General features: G+C 64.8%; 20 protein-coding genes. 15 read left to right on the forward strand and 5 right to left on the reverse strand.

The genetic code is table 11. The features are described from left to right. Positions 1-26: 26 nt before the first annotated feature. The 4 genes from FJ973_RS13960 to FJ973_RS13975 form a co-directional block, all read right to left on the reverse strand. Positions 27-1133 (reverse strand): alcohol dehydrogenase family protein, encoded by a 1107-nt coding sequence (locus FJ973_RS13960; RefSeq protein WP_246675879.1) that lies wholly within the window; start codon positions 1131-1133, stop codon positions 27-29. 114 nt (positions 1134-1247) lie between these two features. Then, positions 1248-2627, reverse strand: coding sequence for an aspartate aminotransferase family protein (locus FJ973_RS13965; RefSeq protein WP_140556265.1), 1380 nt, complete (start codon positions 2625-2627; stop codon positions 1248-1250). Between the two features lie 32 nt (positions 2628-2659). After that, complete coding sequence (locus tag FJ973_RS13970) at positions 2660-4153, reverse strand: NAD-dependent succinate-semialdehyde dehydrogenase (protein ID WP_140556460.1); 1494 nt, start codon at positions 4151-4153, stop codon at positions 2660-2662. A gap of 199 nt (positions 4154-4352) precedes the next feature. Beyond that, positions 4353-4844, reverse strand: a complete 492-nt coding sequence (locus FJ973_RS13975) for an Lrp/AsnC family transcriptional regulator (RefSeq protein WP_140517347.1) — start codon at positions 4842-4844, stop codon at positions 4353-4355. Positions 4845-4928: 84 nt separating this feature from the next. Between FJ973_RS13975 and FJ973_RS13980 the strand changes: the two genes are divergently transcribed. From FJ973_RS13980 to FJ973_RS14050, 15 genes are all read left to right on the forward strand, one after another. After that, positions 4929-6314: a PLP-dependent aminotransferase family protein gene (locus FJ973_RS13980; RefSeq protein ID WP_140556267.1), complete on the forward strand. Its 1386-nt coding sequence runs from the start codon at positions 4929-4931 to the stop codon at positions 6312-6314. Between the two features lie 221 nt (positions 6315-6535). Beyond that, complete coding sequence (ehuA, locus tag FJ973_RS13985; RefSeq protein ID WP_140499274.1) at positions 6536-7327, forward strand: ectoine/hydroxyectoine ABC transporter ATP-binding protein EhuA; 792 nt, start codon at positions 6536-6538, stop codon at positions 7325-7327. Between the two features lie 93 nt (positions 7328-7420). Then, positions 7421-8272, forward strand: coding sequence for an ectoine/hydroxyectoine ABC transporter substrate-binding protein EhuB (gene ehuB, locus FJ973_RS13990; protein WP_140499273.1), 852 nt, complete (start codon positions 7421-7423; stop codon positions 8270-8272). A 208-nt stretch (positions 8273-8480) separates the two neighbouring features. After that, a complete protein-coding gene (gene ehuC, locus FJ973_RS13995; RefSeq protein WP_140499272.1) occupies positions 8481-9140 on the forward strand; it encodes an ectoine/hydroxyectoine ABC transporter permease subunit EhuC in 660 nt (219 codons plus the stop codon). A gap of 16 nt (positions 9141-9156) precedes the next feature. Beyond that, complete coding sequence (ehuD, locus tag FJ973_RS14000; protein ID WP_140521357.1) at positions 9157-9816, forward strand: ectoine/hydroxyectoine ABC transporter permease subunit EhuD; 660 nt, start codon at positions 9157-9159, stop codon at positions 9814-9816. Between the two features lie 5 nt (positions 9817-9821). Further along, the gene (gene eutA, locus FJ973_RS14005) at positions 9822-10598 is read left to right on the forward strand and encodes an ectoine utilization protein EutA (protein ID WP_140556269.1); all 777 of its coding nucleotides are present in this window, start codon (positions 9822-9824) and stop codon (positions 10596-10598) included. A 28-nt stretch (positions 10599-10626) separates the two neighbouring features. Continuing rightward, positions 10627-11613, forward strand: a complete 987-nt coding sequence (gene eutB, locus FJ973_RS14010) for a hydroxyectoine utilization dehydratase EutB (protein ID WP_140556271.1) — start codon at positions 10627-10629, stop codon at positions 11611-11613. Beyond that, positions 11613-12605, forward strand: a complete 993-nt coding sequence (gene eutC, locus FJ973_RS14015) for an ectoine utilization protein EutC (protein WP_140556272.1) — start codon at positions 11613-11615, stop codon at positions 12603-12605. Before eutB ends, eutC begins: the two co-directional genes overlap by 1 nt. A gap of 138 nt (positions 12606-12743) precedes the next feature. Beyond that, on the forward strand, positions 12744-13922 hold the full coding sequence (gene doeA, locus FJ973_RS14020; protein WP_140556274.1) for an ectoine hydrolase DoeA: 1179 nt from the start codon (positions 12744-12746) through the stop codon (positions 13920-13922). A gap of 5 nt (positions 13923-13927) precedes the next feature. Beyond that, positions 13928-14929 (forward strand): N(2)-acetyl-L-2,4-diaminobutanoate deacetylase DoeB, encoded by a 1002-nt coding sequence (gene doeB / locus FJ973_RS14025; protein WP_140556276.1) that lies wholly within the window; start codon positions 13928-13930, stop codon positions 14927-14929. Between the two features lie 259 nt (positions 14930-15188). Further along, positions 15189-18998: a hydantoinase B/oxoprolinase family protein gene (locus FJ973_RS14030; RefSeq protein WP_140556278.1), complete on the forward strand. Its 3810-nt coding sequence runs from the start codon at positions 15189-15191 to the stop codon at positions 18996-18998. A 72-nt stretch (positions 18999-19070) separates the two neighbouring features. Continuing rightward, positions 19071-20066 (forward strand): sugar kinase, encoded by a 996-nt coding sequence (locus FJ973_RS14035; protein WP_140556280.1) that lies wholly within the window; start codon positions 19071-19073, stop codon positions 20064-20066. Next, positions 20063-21325, forward strand: coding sequence for a D-tagatose-bisphosphate aldolase, class II, non-catalytic subunit (locus tag FJ973_RS14040; RefSeq protein WP_140556282.1), 1263 nt, complete (start codon positions 20063-20065; stop codon positions 21323-21325). Before FJ973_RS14035 ends, FJ973_RS14040 begins: the two co-directional genes overlap by 4 nt. 113 nt (positions 21326-21438) lie before the next feature. Beyond that, the gene (locus tag FJ973_RS14045; RefSeq protein WP_140517325.1) at positions 21439-22935 is read left to right on the forward strand and encodes an aldehyde dehydrogenase family protein; all 1497 of its coding nucleotides are present in this window, start codon (positions 21439-21441) and stop codon (positions 22933-22935) included. A 165-nt stretch (positions 22936-23100) separates the two neighbouring features. Further along, the gene (locus tag FJ973_RS14050) at positions 23101-23376 is read left to right on the forward strand and encodes a hypothetical protein (RefSeq protein WP_140517323.1); all 276 of its coding nucleotides are present in this window, start codon (positions 23101-23103) and stop codon (positions 23374-23376) included. Between the two features lie 25 nt (positions 23377-23401). On the opposite strand, the gene FJ973_RS14055 is transcribed toward FJ973_RS14050, so the two are convergent. After that, positions 23402-24628: an FAD-dependent oxidoreductase gene (locus FJ973_RS14055; RefSeq protein WP_140556284.1), complete on the reverse strand. Its 1227-nt coding sequence runs from the start codon at positions 24626-24628 to the stop codon at positions 23402-23404. Between the last annotated feature and the right edge of the window lie 151 nt (positions 24629-24779).

Here is a 24779-nt window from a genome sequence, read left to right on the forward strand (position 1 = left end):
CCGAGAAGCGCTGCTGCTCCGTCCTCTTATTTAGGGTGCCGCCGTTCAGCCACGGCATCAGGCACCACCACCAGCTTGCCGACGAAATCCTTGGCGATGAAATCGGCTTGGGCGCGGTGGAAATCGGAAAGCCTGTAGACGCCGCCGACCAGCGGCCGGATCTTGTCTTCCTCGATATAGCGCACGATACGGCGGAAATCCGCACGTGTGCCCTGGCTCGAGCCGTGGAGCTGAAGCTGCTTGAGATACATGGTCCTGAGATCGAGCTGGACGACCGGGCCGGCGATGGCGCCTGCGGTGGTGTAGCGGCCCTCGGGCCTCAGGATGCGCAACAGATCGTTGAAGATCGCGCCGCCGACAAGGTCGGCCACGACGTCGATGGGCTGGCCGCCGGTCGCCTTGGCCACGGCTTGCGGCAGGTCGGCCACGCCACGGGTGATCACGGCTTCGGCGCCGATGTCGAGCACTGCCTGCTCCTTGCCCTTGCCGACGACGGCATAGGGAATGGCTCCGCGCGCCCGCGCCAATTGCACGATGCCGGAGCCGACGCCGCCCGAGGCGCCGGTGACCAGCACGCGTTCGCCAGCATTGAGCCCTGCACGTTCCAGCATCTGCTCGCCGGTGAGATAGGCGCAGCAGAAGGTGGCGAGTTCGAGGTCGCTCAAGTCGGTGTCGACGACATGGGCGTTCTCGGCCGGCACAGCCTGGTATTCGGCGTAACCGCCGTCGCGGCCGTGGCCCATATAGTCGATGTCGGCGAGCGAATCGTCGTCGCGATTGTAGATCGAGAAATCGACCATCACTCGCTCGCCGATGCGATCCGGCGAGACGCCTGCGCCAACGGCGGCGATGGTGCCGACCGTGTCGGTGCCCTGGATGCGGGGGAAGGTCAGCGTGTTGCCCTGACGCCGCCATGTCGACACGGCCCCTGCGTCCTCCTCCGTGCCATAGGCGCCCTGGCGAACCCAGACGTCGGTATTGTTCATGCCGCAGGCGGTGACCTTGACCAGCACTTCGCCGGCGGCGGGCACAGGCACTTTCACGTCGGTGCGGTAGACGAGCTTTTCCGGGCCGCCGTGGCCGGTAAGCTGCACGGCCGCCATGGTGGCGGGGAGGGTGGGATGAGAGGTCATCGCGTTCACTTCCGAATACTTTGTACGTTGGCGCTGCCCCTCACCTTTACCCTCTCTCCGTGAACGACGAGAAGGTGCCGGCAGGCGGATGAGGGGCAGCGCCGATCTTGACAATTAGAGATTGGCGAACACGCTCCTCACGGCATCGGCGGCCTTGGCCACCACGGTGTCAGCCTCCTCGCGCGTCAGGCAAAGCGGTGGGGCGAAGCCCAGAATATCGCCCTGCGGCATGGCGCGGCCGATGACCCCGCTTGCGGCGAGGGCCGTGGCGATCTGCGGTCCGATCTTCTGCGCCGGATCGAAGAACACACGGTCGTCCTTGTCGGCGACGAACTCGACCGCCGCCAGCATGCCGTCACCGCGCACCTCGCCGACGTTTTTGTGGCCGCCGACGGCCTTGGCCAATTCGGCGCGGAAATAGGCGCCGGTCTCGCCGGCATTCCTCACCAGATCCATCTCATCGATCAGTTCGAGATTGGCCACACCCGCGGCGACGCAGATCGGATGCGCCGAATAGGTCCAGCCGTGCCCCAGTGAGCCGAGCTTGTCGGAGCCCTGCACCAGCACCTGCCACATCTTGTCGGCGACGATGACGCCCGACAGCGGCGCATAGGCGGAGGTCAGGCCCTTGGCGATGGTGATCAGGTCCGGCTTGATGCCGTAATGGTCGGAGCCGAACATGGTGCCCAGTCGGCCGAAGCCCGTCACCACTTCGTCGGCGACCAGGAGCACGTCGTACTTCTTCAGCACCGCCTGGATTTTCTCCCAGTAGCCGGCGGGCGGCGGCACGATGCCGCCAGTGCCGAGGATCGGCTCGCCGATAAAGGCGGCGACGGTCTCGGGGCCCTCGGCCAGGATCATCTCCTCGAGCTTGTCGGCGCAATGCTGCGAAAATTGCTCCTCGCTCATCGAACGGTCGGCGCGGCGGAAATAGTAGGGCGCCTCGGTGTGCAGGATCGGCGCGCGCGGCAGGTCGAAGGCATTGTGGAAGAGATCGAGCCCGGTCAGCGACCCCGTCATGATGCCGGAGCCGTGATAGCCGCGCCAGCGCGAGATGATCTTCTTCTTCTCCGGGCGGCCAAGCACGTTGTTGTAGTACCAGATCAGCTTGATGTTGGTTTCGTTGGCATCCGAACCGGAGAGGCCGAAATAGACCCTCGACATGCCCTTCGGCGCACGGTCGATGATCATCTTCGACAGCGTGATCGAGGCCTCGGTGCCGTGGCCGACATAGGCGTGGTAATAGGCGAGGTTCGTGGCCTGGGCGGCGATGGCGTCAGCGATCTTCTGGCGGCCATAGCCGACATTGACGCAGTAGAGGCCGGCGAAGGCATCGATACTTTTTCTGCCGTTGCTGTCCCAGACGGTGACGCCTTCACCGCCGGCCATGATGCGCGTCGGCGATTCACCGCGCGCGTGGGTGCCCATATGCGTCGAGGGATGGAAGAAGTGATCACGATCCCAGGCGGCGAGTTCGTTGGACTGGTCGAGCATTCTTTTGACTCCTTGAGGAACGTGGACGCGGCTTAAGCGACGTCCAGGCAAAGATATTTGAGATCGGTGAAAGCTTCGAGCCCCTGACGCGAACCCTCGCGGCCAATGCCGGACTGCTTGACGCCGCCGAACGGGATCGGCGCACCGGTGATCTTGACGCGGTTGATGGCGACCATGCCGTAGTCCAGCGCCCTGCCCAGGCGCTGCTGGCGGGCGCCGTTCTCGGTCACGACATAGGCGACCAGACCATATTCAGTGGCGTTGGCGCGCGCGGTCACCTCGTCCTCGCTGTCGAACGGCGTCACGGCTGCGACCGGACCAAACGTTTCTTCGCGCATGATCAGTGCCTCGTCAGATACGTCAGCCAGCAGCGTCGGCTGGTAAAACAACGGGCCGGCCTGGTGCCTTATGCCGCCAACGAGGCAGCGGGCGCCATGGGCGAGCGCGTCGGTGACCTGCTCCTCGACCTTCTTGACGGCGCGCTCATGCATCAGCGGGCCGATGTCGCTTTCGTCGGCAAGGCCATTGCCGGTCCGCAGCGCCTCGATGCGCTTGGCGAAGGCGGCGCAGAAACGATCGTAGATCGGCCGCTGGACATAGATGCGGTTGGCCGCGAGGCAGTCCTGGCCGGACGTGGCGAATTTGGCGTCGACGGCGATGCGCACGGCCTTGTCGAGATCGGCGTCGGCAAAGACGATCAGCGGCGCGTGGCCGCCAAGCTCCATAACCAGCCGCTTCATCGTCGGCGCGCTCTGGGCCGCGATCAGCCTGCCGATCTCGGTCGAACCGGTGAAGCTCATGGCGCGCACGCGCGGGTCCTCGCACATTCGCCCGACTATGATCGACGCCTTGCCGGTGACGACGTTGAAGACGCCGGCGAGCAGGCCGGCGCGCTCGCCCAGTTCGGCCAGCGCCAGCGCCGAGAGCGGCGTTTCCGAAGAGGGGTGCGCGACGATGGTGCAACCGGCGGCAAGGGCCGCAGCCGCCTTGCGGGTCAGCATGGCGGACGGGAAGTTCCACGGCGTCACGACGCCGACGACGCCGAGCGGCTCGCGCCGCACCGTCATTTCAGCCTTCGCCAGATGGCTAGTTACGCTTTCGGCGTTGAGGCGCTTTGCTTCCTCGGCATACCATTCGACGAAAGAGGCGGCATAATCGATCTCACCGAGCGATTCCTTCAAGGGCTTGCCCTGTTCCAGCGTCATCAGCAGAGCGAGATCGTCTTTCGCGGCAATGATGAGGTCGAACCATTTGCGCAGGATTTTCGAGCGCTCCTGCGGCAACAGCGCCCGCCAGGCAGGGAAAGCGCGCGCCGCCGCATCGATCGCACTTGCCGTCTGGCGGCCATCGAGCGCGGCGACAAAGGCCACCGTGGCGCCGGTCGCCGGGTCGGTGACCTCGAAGCTCTCCGCCGCCTCGCTTGCCGTCCAGTGCCCGTCGACATAGGCAAGCTCGCGCAGCAGCCGGCGGTCGGCGAGGCGGTCGAGCGCCTCATGGCGGTGCGAACGGGCAAAGTGCGCGGACATCATCGATTGCTCCCGATTGGGGTGATGCCGCAAGACTAGGGGCGTCGGCGCGAAGGATGAGGCTGTTTAGGTGCAGCTATATAGAGAGATTCTCTCTATTCGGCTGGGGAGCAGGACGATCTGTCTAGCCGCAGGGGTGGGGCGGGTGCTTTCGCGCATTCTCCGAGCGTACGGTGCCAGATGAACGCTGGTTTCGATCTCAGGACTGCACCGGCAACAGATCGGCAAGCGGTAGCACGGTCTCGTCCTTCACCGTCTTGATGACGATGTAGGTGAAGTAACGATCGATGCCGATTTCGCGTTCGAGCAAGGCATCGACCAGCCGCTGATAGGTATCGATATCGCGCGCCATCACCTTCAGAACGTAGTCGACGCCGCCGCCCACCGACCAGCAGGCTACAATCTCAGGTATGTCGCGGATGACACGCTCGAAGCGGTCGAAATCGGCCTGGCGATGGCTGGCCAGCGTCACCTCCATCAGCACGGTGGCGACGGGTGCGACGACGCGCATGGCAATCGAGGCATGATAGCCGGAGACGATGCCGGCCTTTTCCAGCTTGCGCAGCCGCATCCAGCACGGCGTCGGTGACAGGCCGACCTTGTCGGCCAGCGCCAGCTTGGTGATGCGCCCGTCACGCTGGATCGCGTCGAGGATTCTGAGGTCGATCGGGTCGAGTTTCGCGGCGGCCATCTGTATCCACTTTTTGGTCCCGCCGTACCATGACGGCGCATTATTTCGATTGTCAATTGCACTGATTTCGATCTCTAATAAGTCATGACATTATGGCAACCTGATCCCGCGCTCATCCGGCGGCCCGCCTACCAGTCGCTGGCCGACCAGTTCGCTCGCGCCATTCATGACGGGCGGCTCGCCAACGGCGCGCGGCTGCCGACGCATCGCCGGCTGGCCGACGAGTTGAAACTATCGGTGCAGACGGTCAGTCGCGCCTATGAGGAACTGATTCGCCGCGGCCTGATCTCGGGCGAGATCGGCCGCGGCAGCTTCGTCCAGACGCAGCGGCGCGAGCCTGAGCCGCCCTATCTGCCGGAGCGGCTGGGCGAAGTGATCGATCTCTCGATCCTGAAGCCGGTCTGCGAGCCGATGCATCTGGAGCGGCTGAAGCAGGCGCTGGGCTGGCTGGCCGACAACCTGCCGTCGAGTTCGGCGCTGTCGTTCCGGCCCAACATGGTGTTTCCCCGTCACCGCGCCGTGGCGGTCGAGTGGCTGAAGCTGTGCGGTCTCGATGCCTCGCCGCAGAATATCAGCCTGACCAATGGCGCTACCGCCGGCATGACGGTGGCGCTGATGAGCGTGGCGCCGCCCGGCTCGACCGTCGCCACCGAGGCGATCGGCCACCATACGCTGGTGCCGCTCGCCCGCTATCTCGGCTTCAACCTCGAAGGCCTGCCGATAGACGGCAATGGCCTTATCCCGGAAGCGCTGGACGAGGCCTGCCGGATCTCCGACATCCGCGCCGTGTTCGTGCAGCCTTCGGTGATCAACCCGACGGCGACGCTGATGGATGCGGCGCGGCGCGAGCAGATTGCGGCGGTTGCGCGCACGCACGACATAGCCATCATCGAGAACGACGTGCTGGGGCCGCTGGTCGAGGACCGGCCGCCGCCGGTCGCCGCCTTCGCGCCTGAACGCACGCTCTACGTCACGTCCTTCACCAAGATCGTGGTGCCGGGCCTGCGCATCGGCTATCTCGCCGCACCCGACCGCTATGTCGCCGCGGTCGCCAACCGGCATCTGGTTTCCAACTGGATGGCGACGCCGCTGGTGGCGGAAATCGCCACCAAATGGGTGACCGACGGCACCGCGATGGAACTGGTGCGCTGGCAACGCACAGCATTGCGGCGACGCCAGGACATCGTCGCCGAGGTGCTGGCCGGCGTCGACTATCGCACCCGGCGCGACGGACTGCATGTCTGGTTGCAGTTGCCGGCCGACCGTGCCGAGGAGAGCTTCGTCGCCCAGGCGCGCCTGCAAGGCGTGGCGATCGCGCCCGGCGCTTCTTTCCGCATCTCGCAAGCGCCCTGGCAACCGGCGGTGCGCATCTCGCTGGGTTCGACCACCGAGGGGGAACTGCGCGCCGGCCTCGGCGTTGTCACCAAGCTGCTGCTTGGCGACCCCGAGCATCTGCTGCTCGCAATCTAGCGAGATGTGCCGCTATCCAGACGATGCCGACCGCCAAAGTCGTCCCCGGTGCTGTCATTTTCGGTTCGACTTGATTTCGATCTCGGCACATTGCTAGGCACTGAATGCCCAAGAATTGTGCGGGATCAGAATAATTGTCATGATATTATTTTCCCGATTGACATGATTTGGCGGGTTCCGCATCGTTAAGGGCATAGGCTTCTCCAGCACGGGAAATTCGTTTGTCCGCATCCGCGCCTATCATCAAGGTCGATGGCATTTCGAAAAGCTTCGGCACTTTCAAGGTGCTGGACGGCCTGTCCATGCAGGTCATGCCCGGCGAGAAGCTGGCGCTGATCGGCCCGTCCGGCTCGGGCAAGACGACGATCCTGCGCATCCTGATGACGCTGGAGCGCATCGATGGCGGCCACATCCAGATCGACGGCGAGCATCTCTATCACATGGAGCGAAACGGCCAGCTGCTGGCTGCCGACGAGCGGCATCTGGCCAGGATGCGCCAGAAGATCGGCATGGTCTTCCAGCTGTTCAATCTGTTCCCGCACAAATGCGTCATCGACAATGTCACGCTGGCGCCGATGCTGACCAAGGGCACGCCGCGCGCTGCCGCCGAGAAGCGGGCGATGGAATTGCTCGACATGGTCGGCATGGCCGACAAGGCCAAGGCCATGCCGGCACAGCTTTCGGGCGGCCAGAAGCAGCGCGTCGCGATTGCCCGCGCGCTGGCGCTGTCGCCCCGGATCATGCTGTTCGACGAGGTCACCTCGGCGCTCGATCCCGAACTGGTCGAGGAGGTGCTCAACGTGATGCGCAAGCTCGCGGCCGAAACCGACATGACGATGCTGCTCGTCACCCATGAAATGGGCTTTGCCCACGACTTCGCCGACCGGGTGCTGTTCTTCGACCGCGGCCGCATCGTCGAGGAGGGCAAACCCGATGAGATTTTCCGCCATCCCAAACAGGAGCGCACGCAAGGTTTCCTGAAGAAGATCATCGCGGCCGGACATCGCGTCTGACCGCCATGCCAGAGGCGGCGACACCGTCCGCAAGGGCGGTATTGCCGTCCTGAAATGACTGCAACCAAGAACACAAACATGGAGTTGGGAACAATGAAAAAACTTGGCATTCTGGCCGGCGTCGCCGGTCTTGCGCTGACCGCGGTGCTCGCGGCCTCGAACATCGGATCGGCCGACGACAGCAAGCTCGAGCAGCTGAAGGCGCAAGGCTTCGCCCGCCTCGCCATCGCCAACGAGCCGCCCTACACGGCGGTCGCCGCCGACGGCAAGGTTTCGGGCGCCGCGCCCGACGTAGCACGGGAAATCTTCAAGCGGCTGGGCGTCGCCGACGTCGCCGCGTCGATCTCGGAATATGGTGCCATGATCCCCGGCCTGCAGGCCGGCCGTTTCGATGTCGTCACCGCCGGCCTGTTCATGAAGCCGGAGCGTTGTGCGGCGGTTGCCTATTCCGAGCCGGTGCTGTGCGACGCCGAGGCGATGCTGGTGAAGAAAGGCAATCCGAAGGGCTTCAAGAGCTACGAGGATGTCGCCAAGGACACCTCCGCCACCATCGGCGCGCCCGGCGGCGGCACCGAGGAGAAGCTCGCGCTCAACGCCGGCGTGCCGCGTGACCGCGTCATCGTCGTGCCCGACGGCCAGAGCGGGCTGAAGATGGTGCAGGACGGCCGCATCGACGCCTATTCGCTCCCCGTCCTGTCGATCAACGATCTGATGAAGAAGGCCAATGACCCGAGCCTCGAAGTCATAGCACCCGTGCAGGGCGCGCCCGTCTATTGCGACGGCGCCGCTTTCAAGAAGGGTGACGAGGCGCTGCGCGACGCCTTCGACGTCGAGCTCGCCAAGATGAAGAAGTCGGGCGAGTTCGCCAAGATCATCGAGCCCTACGGCTTCTCGGCGGCGGCGGCGATGTCGACGACGCGCGACAAGCTCTGCGCGGCGAAATAAGCGCTTTTCCCTTCTCCCCGTCCACGGAGAGAAGGTGGCTGAAGGGCCGGATGAGGGGCAGCGCGCGTTTTTGCGAGCTTGGAGCCGCGCCTCATCCGCCTGCCCGTCCTTCGCGGCAGCTGCGCTGCAGCTAAGGAGGGTGAACCGGCAACTTCTCCCCGTGAGAGAGGAGAAGTTGCTAAAACCAAACGTTGGAAGCCTCTGATACATGACCCAATGGTCCGGCTATCTCGGCCTGATATTGCAGGGAGCGCTTGTCACCATCGAGCTGACGCTGATGGGGTCGGTGCTGGCCCTCGTGATGGCCTTCCTGGCCGGCATGGGGCGGCTGTCGCGCTTCTTCGCGTTGCGGGCGCTCGCCACCGCTTATATCGAGTTCTTCCGCGGCACATCGATTTTCGTACAGCTGTTCTGGGCCTATTTCGTGTTGCCCCTGGCGGGCGTCGAGCTCACTCCGCTGCAAGCCGGCGTGCTGGCGCTGGGCCTCAATGTCGGCGCCTATGCGGCGGAAGTGGTACGCGGTGCCATCCAGTCGGTCGGCGCCGAGCAATACGAGGCCTGCACGGCTCTCAATCTCGGCCGCTGGCAAGGCATGCGCCATGTCATCCTGCCGCAGGCGCTTCTTGTGATGCTGCCGACCTTCGGCAACAACGCCATCGAACTGCTCAAGGCGACATCCGTCGTCTCCCTGATTTCGCTCGCCGATCTCACCTTCCAGGCGCAGGTGGTGCGCTCGCAGACCGGCAGCACGCTGATGCCGTTCACCACCATCCTGGTGATCTATTTCGCGCTCGCGCTCGTCATCTCCTGGGGCGTGCGGTCGCTGGAGCGGCGCATGGCGCGCGGCCTCGACGGAGTGCGCGTCTGATGGATTGGGCCCTGTAATGGATTGGGACTGGGATTTCGTCCGGCAGATCCTGCCGACGCTGATCGAGGGGGTGAAGATCACCATCCTGGCGACGGTGCTCGGCTCGGTGCTGGCGGCAATCGTCGGGCTGGGCATCGCACTGGCCCGCCGCTCGCCGAACAAGATGATGTCGCGCACGGTCGGCTGGGCGGCCGAATTCATCCGCGGCACGCCGCTGCTGGTGCAGCTCTACTTCATTTTCTACGTGCTGCCCGATTTCGGCATCCTGCTGCCGCCGCTGGTGGCCGGCGTCATCGGTCTTGGGCTGCACTACGGCACCTATACGGCGGAGGTCTATCGCGCCGGCATCGAGAACGTGCCGCGCGGCCAGTGGGAGGCGGCCAAAGCCTGCAATCTCAGCGCTCGCCAGACCTGGACCCACATCGTCATACCGCAGGCAATCCCGCCGATGATCCCGGCGCTGGCCAATTATTTCATCGCCATGTTCAAGGAGACGCCGCTGCTGTCGGCGATCACCGTGCTGGAGCTGATGAACCAGGCCAAGAGCGTCGCCAACACCTATTACCGCTATGTCGAGCCGATGACGCTGGTCGGCGCCTTCTTCCTGATCATCAGCCTTTTCTCGGTTATGCTGCTGCGCTGGCTGGAACATCGCTACGGCAAGATCGAAAGGTAGTTCCCATGAAGCCGCTTCCCGAAATCAGGCTGATGCCGACAAGGCCCGCACTCGAGGTGTGCCCGTTGGAAAAGCGCGTCGGCCTGATCATCCTGGCCACCGACCACACCAGCGAGCCGGACTTCCGTCGCATGGTGGCGAGTGAGAGGATCGGCATCTATGTCGCCCGCATCCCCTATAAGAATCCGACCACACCTCAGAATCTGCGCAAGATGCAGCCCGAACTGACGGCTGGCGCGGCGCTGATCCTGCCGGACGAACCGCTCGATGCCATCTGCTACTCCTGCACGTCGGCCTCCGTGGTGATCGGCGATGCCGAGATCGAGGCGGCGATCCAGGCGGCCAAGCCTGGCGTGCCCGTGGTCACGCCGCCGATGGCGGGCGTGCGCGGACTGAGGGCTCTGGGCGCGAAGAGGATCAGTATTCTCACCCCCTACACCGTCGAGACGAGCCGGCCGATGGCGGCCTATTTCGCCGAACGCGGCTTCGAGATCGCCAGCTTCACCTGTCTCGGCTTCGAGGATGACCGCGAGATGGCGCGCATTGCGCCGGCAGCCCTCGTCGATCTGGCGTGCGAGGCGACTGACCCGCAGGCCGAGGCGTTGTTCGTGTCCTGCACGGCGCTGCGCTCGGCGCTGGCGGTTGCCGCGATGGAACAGGCTATCGGCCGCCCGGTCGTCACCAGCAACCAGGCGAGCGCGTGGAATTGCCTGCGACTGTGTGGCGATGATGTGCCGCGTCCGGAGTTCGGGCGGCTGACGACCTTGCCGCTTGGACAGTAAGGTCATGTCCTGCATGCACGAGCGACCCATGACGCACGCCGTCGCCCTTTCAGACATCCGCGCCGCGCGCCAACGCATCACCGGCAAGGTCGAGCCGACACCGGTCGTGCCGTCCGAGAGCCTGTCGGAGCGGCTCGGCCTTCCCGTTCACCTTAAGCTGGAGCACCGCCAGACCACGGGCAGCTTTAAGCTGCGTGGCGCCTCGAACGCCATTGCTTCGCTCAATGCCGAGCAGCGGGCACGCGGTGTTGTCGCGGCCTCGACCGGCAATCACGGCCGCGCACTCGCCCATGCCGCCAGGCTCGAAGGCATGCGCGCGGTTGTCTGCATGTCGCGGCTGGTGCCTCGGAACAAGCTCGATGCCATCCGCTGCCTCGGCGCGGAAATCCGGATTGTCGGCGACAGCCAGGACGACGCGCAGCAGGAGGTCGGGCGGCTGGTGGGGCAAGAGGGTCTGGTGATGCTGCCACCCTTCGACCATCCCGACATCATCGCCGGGCAGGGCACGCTCGGGCTGGAGATCATGGAGCAGGTTCCTGACGCCGCTCTGGTGCTGGTGCAGCTCTCCGGCGGCGGGTTGGCCTCCGGGATTGCCGCAGCGGTCAAGGGCGTCAGGCCGAGCACAAAGGTCGTCGGCATCTCGATGGCGCGCGGCGCGGCGATGAAAGCCAGCCTCGATGCAGGGCGCCCGGTGCAGGTGGAGGAACTGCCGACACTGGCCGATTCGCTCGGCGGCGGCATCGGCCTCGACAACCGGCTGACCTTTTCCATGTGCCGAGACCTGCTCGACGACGTCGTGCTGCTTTCCGAAGACGAGATCGCCGCCGGCATCCGCCATGCCTATGAACAGGAGCGCGAGGTCGTAGAGGGCGCCGGCGCGGTCGGTATCGCTGCGCTGCTTGCCGGCAAGGTGAAGCCAAACGGACCGGTGGTCGTTCTGCTTTCCGGTCGTAATATCGATATGAGCCTGCACAGAAAGATCGTTTGCGGCGAAGTAGTTGCGGAGCGCGCCTGATGAACCGGATGACCATCCTTACCGAAAAAGAACTACGCGAGATCGTAGCTCTCGATCTCGACGCCGTCGCCTGCGTCGAAAACGCCTTCCGGGCGCTCGCTACCCTGCCGGTGGCGATGCCGCCGATCCTGCGGCTCGACATCCCCGAGCATCGCGGCGAGGTCGACGTGAAGACCGCCTATGTGCCTTGCATCGACGGCTTCGCCATTAAGATCAGCCCCGGCTTCTTCGATAATCCCAAGCTCGGCCTGCCCAGCGTCAACGGCATGATGGTGCTGCTGTCGGCAAAAACCGGTCTGGTCGAGGCGTTGCTGCTCGACAATGGCTATCTCACCGACGTCCGCACCGCAGCCGCCGGGGCGGTCGCCGCAAAACATCTGTCGCGGCCGGATTCATCCATTGCCGCGATCTTCGGCGCCGGCGTGCAGGCCGGATTGCAGCTCGAGGCGCTGCGCCTGGTGCGGCCGATCGAAGAAGCTCGCATCTGGGCGCGCGACGCGGCCAAGGCGCAAGCCGCGGCCGGCGCCTTGAGCGAAAAACTGGGCATCGTGGTGCGCGCAGAACCGGATGCGGCCAAGGCGGCCGCCGGCGCCGACATCATCGTCACCACCACGCCCTCGACAGAACCATTGATCAAGGCCGGCTTCGTCTCGGCCGGCCAGCACATCACCGCCATGGGCTCGGACGCCGAGCACAAGAACGAGATCGCACCGGCAATCCTGCGCATGGCCGATCTCTATGTCGCCGACAGCGCAAGGCAGACGCGCCGGCTCGGTGAATTGCACCATGCCATCTCCGCCGGCGTGATGGCGGCGGACGCGGAGGTGGCCGAACTCGGCCAGATCATCGCCGGCGAACGGCATGGCCGGCGCGCGGCGGACGACATCACCATCGCCGACCTGACCGGCACCGGCGTGCAGGACACCGCGATCGCCACGCTAGCCCGTGACCGGGCCCGGGTTGCGAAAGCCGGAACCATTTTTGAAAGTTGATGCTGGCCGCAAGAGCATGATCCGGAAAAGTGGAAACCGGTTTTCCGAGGAGATCATGCTCAAACAAAAAGTTACCTGGAGCCAGGTTCAACGGAAGTTGAAGCGGGTTCCAGGGCCCAACAAACGAGGACCAACAAAATGCAACCGAACTTGAAATTCTCGCGAAGCGAGTATGCGGATCGCCTCGCCAAGACGCGGAAAGCCATGGCGGTGAAAGGCGTCGATCTGCTTATTGTCAGCGACCCCTCCAACATGGCCTGGCTCACCGGCTATGACGGCTGGTCCTTCTACGTGCATCAGGCCGTCATCGTGCCGCCGTCGGGCGAGCCGGTCTGGTATGGCCGCGGCCAGGACGCCAACGGCGCCAAGCGCACCGCCTATCTCGCGCATGACAACATCGTCGGCTATGCCGATCACTATGTGCAGTCGACCGAGCGCCATCCGATGGATTTCCTGTCGAGCGTGCTTGCCGATCGCGGCTGGGGCAAGCTGACCGTCGGCGTCGAGATGGACAATTACTGGTTCTCGGCCGCCGCTTTCGCCTCTTTGCAGAAGCACCTGCCCAATGCCCGTTTCGTCGACGCCACCGCGCTGGTCAATTGGCAGCGCGCGGTGAAGAGCCCGACCGAGATCGACTTTATGCGCAAGGCCGCCCGCATCGTCGAGGCGATGCACCAGCGCATCGTCGACAAGATAGAGGTCGGCATGCGCAAATGCGATCTCGTCGCCGAGATCTATGATGCCGGCACGCGTGGCGTCGACGGCATCGGCGGCGACTATCCAGCGATCGTGCCGCTGCTGCCGTCGGGCGCCGACGCCTCGGCGCCGCACCTGACCTGGGATGACAAGCCGATGAAGTCGGGCGAGGGCACGTTTTTCGAAATCGCCGGGTGCTACAACAGGTACCATTGCCCGTTGTCGCGAACAGTGTTCCTCGGCAAGCCGACACAGGAATTCCTCGATGCGGAGAAGGCGACGCTCGAAGGCATGGACGCGGGGCTCGCGGCAGCCAAGCCCGGCAACACGTGCGAAGACATCGCCAACGCCTTCTTCGCGGTGTTGAAGAAATATGGCATCGTCAAGGACAACCGCACCGGCTATCCGATCGGCCTTTCCTATCCGCCGGACTGGGGCGAACGCACGATGAGCCTGCGCCCCGGAGACCGCACCGAGCTGAAGCCCGGCATGACCTTCCATTTCATGACCGGCCTGTGGCTGGAGACGATGGGGCTGGAAATCACCGAATCCATCCTGATCACCGAGACGGGCGTCGAGTGCCTGGCCAATGTGCCGCGCAAGCTGGTGGTGAAGAATTGAAACCGATGTCCGACCTTCGTCCGTCGCCGGTCTCGCCCTCGGTCAATTTCGATCGCGACGGCGCACAGCACGGTTTCCTGCGCCTGCCCTACAGCCGCGACGATTCGGCGTGGGGCTCGGTGATGATCCCGATCTGCGTCCTGCGCAACGGCAAGGGGCCGACGGCCCTTCTGACCGGCGGCAATCATGGCGACGAATATGAAGGGCCGCTGGCGCTCTATGATCTGGCGCGCACGCTCGATCCCGCCCAAGTCAGCGGCACGGTCATCATCGTGCCGGCGATGAACTATCCGGCCTTCCGCGCCGGCACGCGCACCTCGCCGATCGACAAGGGCAACATGAACCGCAGCTTTCCAGGCCGGCCAGACGGTACGGTGACGGAAAAGATCGCCGATTATTTCCAGCGGGAGCTGCTTCCCCGCGCGGATATCGTGTTCGACTTCCATTCCGGCGGCAAGACGCTGGACTTCGTGCCGTTCTGCGCCCACCATGCGCTGCCGAACAAGGCCCTGGAGCAGAGGGCCTTCGCGGCGGTCGAAGCCTTCGCGGCGCCGTTCTCGATGCGTATGATCGAAATCGATGCCGTCGGCATGTACGATACCGCCGCCGAGGACATGGGCAAGGTGTTCGTCACCACCGAGCTCGGCGGTGGAGGCACGTCGAGAGCCGAGACGGTGCGGATCGCCCGGCGCGGCATGCTCAACGTGCTGAGGCATGCCGGCATCGTTGCCGGTGCGGTCGAAAAGACGCCAACCCAATGGCTCGACATGCCGTCCGGCGATTGCTTTGCCTTCGCGGAGGAAGACGGCATGGTCGAGACGATGGTCGATCTCGGCGAGCCCGTCGAGAAGGGCGCGGTGCTGGCACGCATCCATTCCACCGGCCGAACCGGCATCGCCCCCCAGGAGATCCGGGCTAAAATGTCGGGCATGTTGGCGGCGCGGCATTTCCCCGGCCTGGTCAAGGCCGGCGACTGCGTCTCGGTGGTTGCCGCATTGGTCGATTGACGGAAGGGCCCGCCCGCCTTCAGGCAAGTTCGGGCCTATCCCGCATTTTTCCATCCTGGATCCAGATAGCGGCCGGCGAGCCAGCCGGCCGCGCACGGCTCCGGCCGGCGCGCTGCGGAGGCGCGTGCCTTGCCAGGGCCTCAGACATCCAAAGCCACCGTCATCGAAGAGGCGATGGCGCGACGACTTGTTCCGGCGCGAACTCGGGTATCAAAGAGTATGACTTTGCTGCCATACTCGCGATAAAGAGGGTGTCGGAATGCAACAAAAATGGGATTTCTGGATCGACCGCGGCGGCACGTTCACCGATGTTATCGGCCGTGATCCCGAGGGCGGCCTGCATCCGCGCAAGCTTCTGTCCGAAAATCCCGAGGCCTATGCCGACGCAGCCATCCAGGGCATTCGCGACCTTCTCGGCCTGCGCCCCGGCGAGCCTATCCCCGCCGGGCTGATAGGCGACGTAAAGATGGGCACCACGGTCGCCACCAACGCGCTGCTGGAGCGCAAGGGCGACCGCGTGCTTTTGCTCATCACCAAGGGATTTCGCGATGCGTTGAGGATCGCCTATCAGGCGCGGCCCGACATCTTCGCCAAGGAGATCATCCTCCCCGAACAGCTCTACGAGCGCGTCATCGAGGTCAACGAGCGCGTGCTTGCCGACGGCTGCGTCGAACGGCTGCTCGACATCGCTGCCTGTCGCCCGGCGATCGAACAGGCAAAGGCGGACGGCATCGATGCGGTCGCCATTGTCTTCATGCACGCCTGGAAATATCCCGATCACGAAAAGGCCGTCGCTAAGGTCTGCCGCAAGCTCGGTTTCGGCCAGGTTTCGGTCAGCCACGAGGTGTCGCCGCTGATCAAGCTGGTCGGCCGCGGGGACACCACCGTGGTCGACGCCTATCTGTCTCCGATCCTGTCGAGATATGTGCAAAGGGTAGGCCAGGAACTCGGCGTTCTCTCCCCCCTCGAGGGGGAGATGTCGGCGAAGCCGGCAGAGGGGATCGCCGCAGAAGGCACCACCAAGACGTCGAACCCCGTCGATCCGACCCGACCCGGCGGCTTCGCCGCCACCCTCCCCTCGAGGGGAAGGGAAAATCCCCGCCTGATGTTCATGATGTCTTCTGGCGGGCTGACCGCCGCGGACCTGTTCCAGGGCAAGGATGCGCTGCTGTCTGGCCCGGCCGGCGGGGTCGTCGGCATGGTCGAGACGGCAAAGATCGCCGGCTTCGAAAAGGTGATCGGTTTCGACATGGGGGGCACCTCCACCGATGTCGCCCATTATGACGGCGAATATGAGCGCGCCTTCGATACCGAGGTCGCAGGCGTGCGCGTGCGCGCGCCGATGATGCGCATCCACACCGTGGCGGCCGGCGGCGGCTCGGTCCTGCACTACGAAGCAGGCCGCTTTCGCACCGGCCCAGACTCCGCCGGCGCCAATCCAGGCCCCGCCGCCTACAGGCGCGGCGGCCCGCTCGCCGTCACCGACGCCAACGTCATGCTCGGCAAGCTGCAGCCGGATTTTTTCCCGACCATCTTCGGCCCCGGCCAGAACGAGCCGCTCGATGTGGACACCGTTCGCCAGAAATTCACCGCGCTCGCCGCCGAAATCGGCGACGGCCGCTCGGCCGAAGCGGTCGCCGAAGGTTTCGTCACCATCGCGGTCGAAAACATGGCGAACGCCATCAAAAAGATCTCGGTGCAGCGCGGCTACGATGTCACCGAATATCTCCTGAACTGTTTTGGCGGCGCAGGCGGCCAGCACGCCTGCCTGGTCGCCGACGCACTCGGCATGGAGGCGGTGCTGATCCATCCGTTTTCCGGCCTGCTGTCGGCCTACGGCATCGGCCTGTCTTCGGTCTTTGCCTCACGCCAGCAGGCCTTGCTTGCACCGCTGGCGGAAGAATCCAGACGGGCAATCGAAGGCCTGATCGCGGCCTTGCAAACCGCCGTTGTCGCGGAACTCGCCGCACAAGGCATCGCCGAGGACGCGGTGACCGCCAGACCGGCGCTGCAGATCCGTTATGACGGCACCGACACCGCACTTCCGGTGCATTTCGACCATGGCTCGATGTTGCGGGCGAGGGCCGATTTCGAGGCCGCTCACAAGGCGCAATTCGGTTTCGTCTATGAGGACAAGCCGATGATCGTCGAAGCGGTGAGCGTCGAGGGGATGGAGGCGGGCGGCGAGCTGAATGCCGAAGCCTATGCGCCGGCGGGGCAGCCATCAAAAGCCAGGGCCGAGGAGGTCCGGCGGATCTATACGGAAGGAAAATGGCACGAAGCCGACGTCTGTCGGCGCGAGGCCTTGCGGCCGTCCGATCGGGTCGCCGGCCCCGCACTGATCATCGAGCCCAACCAGACGATCGTCGTCGAGCCGGGCTGGCAGGCCGAGATCACGGCCAGGAACCACGTGCTGATGCGGCGCACCAGCAAGAAACGCCGGCAGGCAGCACTTGGCACCGAGGCCGATCCGGTGATGCTGGAAGTGTTCAACAATTTGTTCATGTCGATCGCCGAGCAGATGGGCGTGACGCTGCAGAACACCGCCTATTCCGTCAACATCAAGGAAAGGCTGGATTTCTCCTGCGCCGTTTTCGACCGGAACGGCGCGCTGGTCGCCAATGCGCCGCATATGCCGGTGCATCTGGGCTCGATGGACCGCTCGGTCGAGACCATCATCCGGCTGAATTCCGGCGACATTCATCCCGGCGACGTCTTTGCCCTCAATGCCCCCTATAATGGCGGCACGCATCTGCCCGATATCACGGTGGTAACGCCGGTTTTCGAGGAAGAGCGGCCGATTTCCCCCACAAGAGGGGAGATTAGCCAATCGCCCAAGATCCTCTTCTGGGTGGCCTCGCGCGGCCACCACGCAGACATCGGCGGCACCGCGCCGGGCTCGATGACGCCACTTGCCACCACGGTCGACGAGGAAGGCGTGCTGTTCGACAATTTCCGTATCGTCGATCGCGGAAAGTTCCGCGAGAATGAGCTGCAGACGCTGCTCACCGATCACCGCTATCCGGCCCGCAATCCGCACCAGAATATCGCCGATCTCAAGGCGCAACTCGCTGCCAACGAAAAGGGCGTGGCGGAGCTGCGCAAGATGGTGGCGCATTTCGGGCTCGATGTCGTGGAGGCCTATATGGGCCATGTGCAGGACAATGCGGCCGAGAGCGTGCGGCGAGTGATCGAGCGGCTGCCGGATACATCGGCCTATGAATATCCCACCGACACCGGCCAGGTGATCAAGGTGAAGATATCGGTCGACCGGCAAAAGCGCGAGGCGACGGTCAATTTCACCGGCACGTCGCCGGTGATGAAGAACAATTTCAACGCGCCAGAGCCTGTCGCCCGGGCCGCGGTGCTCTATGCCTTCCGCGTCATGGTCGAGGACATGATCCCGATGAATGCCGGTTGCCTGAGGCCGATCAACATCATCATCCCGGACGGCTCGATGCTGAAACCCGCCTATCCCGCCGCCGTCGTCGCGGGCAACGTCGAGACCTCGCAGCACGTCACCAACGCGCTGTTCGGCGCCATGGGCGCCATGGCCAATGCGCAAGGCACCATGAACAATTTGACCTTCGGCAACAGCAAGTACCAGTATTACGAGACGATCTGTTCCGGTTCGCCCGCCGGCGAGATGAATTCCGGCCGCGGCTTTGCCGGCACGTCGGGCGTTCACACCCATATGACCAATTCGCGCCTTACCGATCCGGAAATACTGGAGCTGCGGTTTCCGGTGATGCTGGAGGATTTCCACATCCGCGAAGGCTCCGGCGGCAAGGGCAGGTGGAATGCCGGCGACGGCACGAAGCGCACCATCCGTTTCCTGGAGAAGATGGAATGCGCCATCCTGTCCTCGCATCGCAACCGGCCGCCGCAAGGGCTTGACGGCGGTGGCGATGGCGAGGCCGGCTCGACCAAGGTGCGCCGCAAGGACGGCAAGGTCGAGGTGCTGAAAGCCTGTGACCAGACGGTGCTTCAGGCCGGCGACGCCGTCATCGTGACGACGCCGACGCCCGGAGCGTTTGGAAGGCCGGAGCCAGGGCCGTCCAACGTTTGATAGAATCGCGGAACCGCTCTATCCATTTTTTGGAATCCGGATTTCCCTTGCCTTTCACACCGGGCCTTCGCCATGCCAAGCAAATCCCCATTGAAGACACTGGCGCCCGATGGACTCGGGCCGACCGTCACCGTCGGCGAGATCCTGGTGGAGATCATGGCCACAAGCCGTGGCAACGGCTTTCTCGAGCCCATCGAGCTGACCGGACCTTATCCGAGCGGGGCGCCGGCGATCTTCATCGACCAATGCGCCAGGCTTGGCGGGCGGGCCGGCATCATCGCCTGCGTCGGCGACGATGATTTCGGCAGGATCAATGTCGAGCGCCTGCGCCGGGACGGTGCGGATGTCACGGCCATCGCCGTCAGCCCCGACTATCCGACGGGCAGCGCCTTCGTGCGCTACCGCGAGGACGGTTCGCGCGACTTCGTCTACAATATCGGCAAATCGGCCGCGGCGCTGGTCGGCTTGACCCCTGAGGCCAGGGCGCTGCTGGCGCGTTCAGGCCACCTGCACGTCATGGGCACCGCACTCAGCATTCCCGCCATTTGGCAGGTGCTCGACCATGCCATCGATGTGGTCAAGGCGCGTGGCGGAAGCATCTCGCTCGATCCCAATCTTCGCAAGGAACTGCTCGGCCATGGCCAGACGCGCGAGCGCTTCGCGCGGCTTCTCGACATTGCGGATCTGATCCTGCCGTCGGGTGAGGAACTCCACACCGCTTCGGGCAACGACAATGAAGCCGACGCGCTCGCCTCGCTGTTTGCCCGCGGCGCCGGCGAGGTCGTCGTCAAGCGGGGCGCGTTGGGCGCGTCCCTGTTCGGCGCCGACGGCAGCCGCGTCGAGTCGCCCGGCTTCCTGGTCGAGGAGATCGATCCGACCGGCGCGGGCGACTGTTTTGGCGGCGCCTACATCGCCTGCCGCAGGCTCGGCATGCCTGCCGTGACCGCGCTCGATTACGCGAATGCGGCAGGCGCGCGCAACGTCACGCGGCAAGGCCCGATGGAAGGAGCCGGTACGCGCGCTGAACTCGATCTGTTCATTGTCAACACGCCGAGGCGACGCCCGTGACCGATCCATTGCTGAAACTTGCAAATTCCCGGCTGCGGGGCGCGGCGGAAGGCATCACCTCCGTCTGCTCGTCCCATCCGGTCGTGATCCGGGCCGCAGTGCGCGACGCCGCGCTGTTCTCGCGGCCGCTGCTGATCGAGGCGACCTGCAACCAGGTCAACCAGTTCGGCGGCTATACCGGCATGCAGCCCGCTGACTTCGTCGCGGCGGTGACCGCTATTGCAGGCTCCGAAGGCCTTGCGCCCGAGCGGGTCATCTTCGGCGGGGATCATCTCGGTCCCAATCCATGGCGAAAGGAAGATGCCGGCGCGGCCATGGCGAAGGCCGAGGACATGGTGTCCGCCTATGTCCGGGCCGGTTTCCGCAAGATCCATCTCGATGCCTCCATGGGATGCGCGGGCGAGCCGGCGGCGCTGGATGACGCTACGATTGCCAGGCGCGCCGCCCGCCTGGCGCGCAAGGCCGAGGACGCCGCCAGCGGGACCGACCGGCCACTCTACGTGATCGGCACCGAGGTTCCGCCGCCGGGCGGAGCGGATCATCTCATCGGCGAAATCAGCCCCACAAGCCTGTCCGCGGTCCAGCACACACTGGCGGTGCATCGGCAGATCTTCCACGAGAACGGCCTCGCAGACGCCTTCTCGCGGGTCATCGCCGTGGTGGTGCAGCCGGGCGTGGAGTTCGGCAACGAGAACGTGGTCTTCTACGATCGCGCCAAGGCGCTGCATCTGCGCGAATTGCTCGACCAGGAAGCGGGCCTGGTCTACGAAGCCCATTCCACCGACTATCAGACGCAAGCGGCCCTACGCGAACTGGTCGAGGACGGCTTTGCCATCCTCAAGGTGGGGCCGCAGCTGACTTTCGAACTGCGCCAAGCGCTCTATGGGCTGGACCTGATCGCCTCCGATCTGTTGCCCGACTACGGCGCGCGCCCGCTTTATCAGACCATGGAAGCGCTGATGACGGCCGATGCCAAGGACTGGCACAGCCACTACCACGGCTCTGCGGCGCAACAGCGCGTGCAGCGGCACTATTCGCTGTCGGACCGCATACGTTACTACTGGAACCATCAGGAGGCGATGGAAGCTGTCCAGCGATTGACGGCCGCCTTGTCGGGCAAGGCCGTGCCGGTGACGCTGTTCCATCAGCATCTGCCCGCGCTCGACCGCTTTGCCGGGCAGCCGCTCGATCCGGAGGCGGTGTTGGTGGCCGCGGTTCAGCAGGCGCTGGAGGGCTACCGCTTCGCCTCCAGCGGTTGAGCGGCCGATAGCCAGGGGACGCAGTTCGGTCATTTCGACGACTTGTCGGCTTACTTGCTTGAGGTGTGCCTGCACCGGGGTAATAGTCGCGACGGAATGGCGAGGAGGAGGATATGACGCTGAACTTCGACCCAAGGGCGAAGGCCGCGACGCTCTACCATGGCGAATTCCGGCCGATGTTCATCGGCGGCAAATGGGTCGCTGCGCAGTCCGGACAGGAGATGCAGGCGCTCAACCCGGCGACGGGGCAGGTGCTGGCGACGGTGCCGCGCGGAGGCGCCGCCGACATCGACGCGGCGGTGGCGGCTGCGCGCACCGCTTTCGAAGGTCCGTGGTCCGGATTTTCGCCTTACGAACGGCAGTGCGTGCTGCTCAGGATCGCCGATCTCTTCGAGAAGAACTGGGAAGAGCTCTGCGTCTCCGACACCCTCGACATGGGGCTGCCGATCACGCGCACGCTCGCCAACCGGCGCCGGGTCATCGGCATGCTGCGCTTCTATGCCGGGATGGCGACCGCGCTGCATGGCGAATCAATCGACAATTCGATCCCGGGCGAGATCGTCACCTTCACCCGGCGCGAGCCGGTGGGCGTGGTCGGCGCCATCATTCCCTGGAACGCGCCGACCGCCGCGTCGATCTGGAAGATCGCGCCGGCGCTGGCTACTGGCTGCACGATCGTGCTGAAACCTTCCGAGGATGCATCGCTGACGCCGCTTTTGATCGCGCGGCTGATGCAGGAAGCGGGCGTTCCCGACGGCGTTGTCAACATCGTCACCGGAACCGGGGCCGAAGCCGGCGCGCGGCTTGCCGAACATCCCGACGTCAACAAGATCGTCTTCACCGGCTCGACGCTCACCGGCCAGGCGATCGCCCGGGCGGGTGTTGCCAATCTAAAGCGCGTTTCATTAGAACTCGGCGGCAAGTCGCCGCTCATCGTGTGCCGCGACGCCGATATCGACAAGGCCGTTCCGATCGCGGCGATGGCTGTCTTCGTGCATTCGGGCCAGGTCTGCATCGCCGGTTCGCGGCTGTTCGTGGCGCGCGAAATCCATGACGAGTTCGTGCGCCGGCTCGCTGACTTCGCCGGCAGGCTGCGCATCGGCCACGGCATCGAAGCCGAAACCGAAATGGGGCCGCTCATCAATGCGCGGCAGGCCGGCAAGGTTGAGGGTTACATCAAGGCGGGCAGCGAGGAGGGCGCGGAACTGGTCGCCGGCGGATCGCGGCTGACCGGCGGCCTCTATGACGGCGGCAATTTCATCGCCCCAACCGTCTTCGGCGCGGTGTCCGACACGATGACCATAGCGCGCGAAGAGATCTTCGGGCCCGTTATCTCGGCAATGCCCTTCGATACGCTTGACGAAGCCGTCGCCCGCGCCAATGCGACGCCCTATGGGCTGGCCGCCGGCATCTTCACCACCCATCTCGGCACGGCGCACAAGCTTGCCCGCCGGGTCAAGGCGGGTTCCGTCTGGGTCAACATGTACCACGCCATCGACCCCGCCGTGCCGTTCGGCGGCATGAAAATGTCCGGGTATGGCCGCGAGGGCGGCATCGAACATCTGCACGAATATCTGGAGACCAAGTCGGTGTGGATCCAGACCGACTAAGGCTTTTGTCGGTTTGTCAGGCGAGCCGGCCTGCGCCGCCGGTTCTCACGCTGCCGCTCATGCACGCCGGCTGCAAATCAACCGGCGCCCGTTCTCAGGAACTTTTCTTTATCCGGCGATTTTTGGATATAAGATGAAATCCGGTTGGCCAGGAAGGTGTTGTCGATGACGACGAAACGCTTCGCGATCTGCGCTCTCGCCCTTGTGATGGGCTGCGGCATCGTCTCTTCGGCGTCCGCCGGGGCCAGGCACCGCCACCACCAGGGCGAACCCGAACGCTATGTTCCCGCTGACGGCGATATTATTGACATACTGTTCGGCGGCCCGCGCTACTATGACCGGCAGCTTGTCACGACGGCCGCCGGCGCCTGTTCCTACCACCGGGTGGGGCCGGATGCGAATGCGCTGAACAAGATCAACGATCACCATTGCGGAAAATAGCGGGCCGACCGCTCCGCAAGCAGGCTCATGACGCTTCCCATCCGGGAAAGCGGTCCGGCCGCAGCCATGTCTGGGCTGGGCTGCCATTGCCGGAAAACACGGCGTCAACCAGCCAGCGCGCGGTGGCGGGGGCGGCATGCATGCCGATGGAACCCATGCCGCCATGCACGAACAGGCCCTCGACGGCCGTCCTGCCAGCGACCGGCAAGCCATCGGACAGCATCGGGCGGTTGCCGGGATAGACGTTCCTGACCTGCGGCGCGCCGAGGCCCGGCAGCATGCGCAGCGTGCGGCTGGCGATCCGGCTCGCCATGTCAGTGTTGCGGACGAGATCGCGGAAGGCCGGCTGGACGGAGGCGCCAAGCTTGGCATCGCCGCCGCCCATGGGGTTGAGGCAGATGGCTTCCACCGCCGGCTGGTCGTCGCGCTGCGCGGCGACATCGGCAAGGCCGTCGAGCCTCATGCGCCGGCCGAGCTCTTCCTGATCCGGCCAGGTCAATTCCTCGACGATCCAGGGCAGCTCGAAGTCGAGTTTTCCCAACTGGATCAACCAGCCGCGCCCGGCGGTGAAGGGCAGGCCGGGCAGCGGTCCGTCGCCGACGGTGCGGCGCAGAAGGTCCGACATCCACAATCCGTTGGCGATGAAGATGAGATCGGCGGGAACGATCCCCTGGTCGGTCAAGATACCCTGGACCTTGCCGCCCCTGGAGAAGATCTGGGCGACGCGCAGGCCAGTACGGATCGTCGCGCCGGCCTCACGGGCGGCGTGGGCGAAGGCATGTGTCGCGCCCATGGGTTCCAGCGTCCATGCACGGCCGACGGAATAGGCGCCTGCCACGTTGAAGCCGACACGCGGGTGGTCGCGCGCCAGTTCCTTGCCCGTGATCTTTTCCATTGCCACGCCGGCTTCCCTGTAGCGGTCGGCCACGGCGGCAGCCGCCTCGAAACTCGCCTCGTCTTCGGAAATCAGCAGATGTGCGATGGCGGCGAATTCGAAGGGAACGGGTCCGTCGGCAAGCTCGGCATAGATCGCGACGCTGGCGTCCAGCAGTTCGACGACCTCTTTCTGCGGGCCGGTGAGCAAGGTGCCGGTGTTTCGTCCTGAGGACTCGGCGGCGATCATGCTCTGCTCGAGGATCGTCGTCTTGAGACCGTGGCGGGCCAGTTCATAGGCGAGCGTGCAGCCGGCGATGCCGCCGCCGATGACCACGGCATCCATTGGTGTCTGGACGCGAGTCGAGTTGAAGGACATGGAGCGCAGCCTCCTCCCAATGAAAGCATCTCGTATACTCGTATACGAGATGCTTTTCAAGTATGCCGCCCACGACTGCCGCAAGTGCCGCCACGATATCGTCTTCGGTCCGAGCCGGGCGCAGGCCAGTCGGCGATTTCCTCAGCAAAGG

Origin of the sequence: Mesorhizobium sp. B2-1-3 (assembly GCF_006442495.1) — a bacterium.
In the GTDB taxonomy this organism is placed as follows: domain Bacteria; phylum Pseudomonadota; class Alphaproteobacteria; order Rhizobiales; family Rhizobiaceae; genus Mesorhizobium.

Excerpts from the sequence above, each read along its gene's own strand:
- FJ973_RS13960 (WP_246675879.1), bottom strand. The coding sequence starts at position 1,133 with ATGACCTCTCATCCCACCCTCCCCGCCACCATGGCGGCCGTGCAGCTT.
- FJ973_RS13965 (WP_140556265.1), bottom strand. The coding sequence starts at position 2,627 with ATGCTCGACCAGTCCAACGAACTCGCCGCCTGGGATCGTGATCACTTC.
- FJ973_RS13970 (WP_140556460.1), bottom strand. The coding sequence starts at position 4,153 with ATGTCCGCGCACTTTGCCCGTTCGCACCGCCATGAGGCGCTCGACCGC.
- FJ973_RS13975 (WP_140517347.1), bottom strand. The coding sequence starts at position 4,844 with ATGGCCGCCGCGAAACTCGACCCGATCGACCTCAGAATCCTCGACGCG.
- FJ973_RS13980 (WP_140556267.1), top strand. The coding sequence starts at position 4,929 with ATGACATTATGGCAACCTGATCCCGCGCTCATCCGGCGGCCCGCCTAC.
- ehuB (WP_140499273.1), top strand. The coding sequence starts at position 7,421 with ATGAAAAAACTTGGCATTCTGGCCGGCGTCGCCGGTCTTGCGCTGACC.
- ehuC (WP_140499272.1), top strand. The coding sequence starts at position 8,481 with ATGACCCAATGGTCCGGCTATCTCGGCCTGATATTGCAGGGAGCGCTT.
- ehuD (WP_140521357.1), top strand. The coding sequence starts at position 9,157 with ATGGATTGGGACTGGGATTTCGTCCGGCAGATCCTGCCGACGCTGATC.
- eutA (WP_140556269.1), top strand. The coding sequence starts at position 9,822 with ATGAAGCCGCTTCCCGAAATCAGGCTGATGCCGACAAGGCCCGCACTC.
- eutB (WP_140556271.1), top strand. The coding sequence starts at position 10,627 with ATGACGCACGCCGTCGCCCTTTCAGACATCCGCGCCGCGCGCCAACGC.
- eutC (WP_140556272.1), top strand. The coding sequence starts at position 11,613 with ATGAACCGGATGACCATCCTTACCGAAAAAGAACTACGCGAGATCGTA.
- doeA (WP_140556274.1), top strand. The coding sequence starts at position 12,744 with ATGCAACCGAACTTGAAATTCTCGCGAAGCGAGTATGCGGATCGCCTC.
- doeB (WP_140556276.1), top strand. The coding sequence starts at position 13,928 with ATGTCCGACCTTCGTCCGTCGCCGGTCTCGCCCTCGGTCAATTTCGAT.
- FJ973_RS14030 (WP_140556278.1), top strand. The coding sequence starts at position 15,189 with ATGCAACAAAAATGGGATTTCTGGATCGACCGCGGCGGCACGTTCACC.
- FJ973_RS14035 (WP_140556280.1), top strand. The coding sequence starts at position 19,071 with ATGCCAAGCAAATCCCCATTGAAGACACTGGCGCCCGATGGACTCGGG.
- FJ973_RS14045 (WP_140517325.1), top strand. The coding sequence starts at position 21,439 with ATGACGCTGAACTTCGACCCAAGGGCGAAGGCCGCGACGCTCTACCAT.
- FJ973_RS14050 (WP_140517323.1), top strand. The coding sequence starts at position 23,101 with ATGACGACGAAACGCTTCGCGATCTGCGCTCTCGCCCTTGTGATGGGC.
- FJ973_RS14055 (WP_140556284.1), bottom strand. The coding sequence starts at position 24,628 with ATGTCCTTCAACTCGACTCGCGTCCAGACACCAATGGATGCCGTGGTC.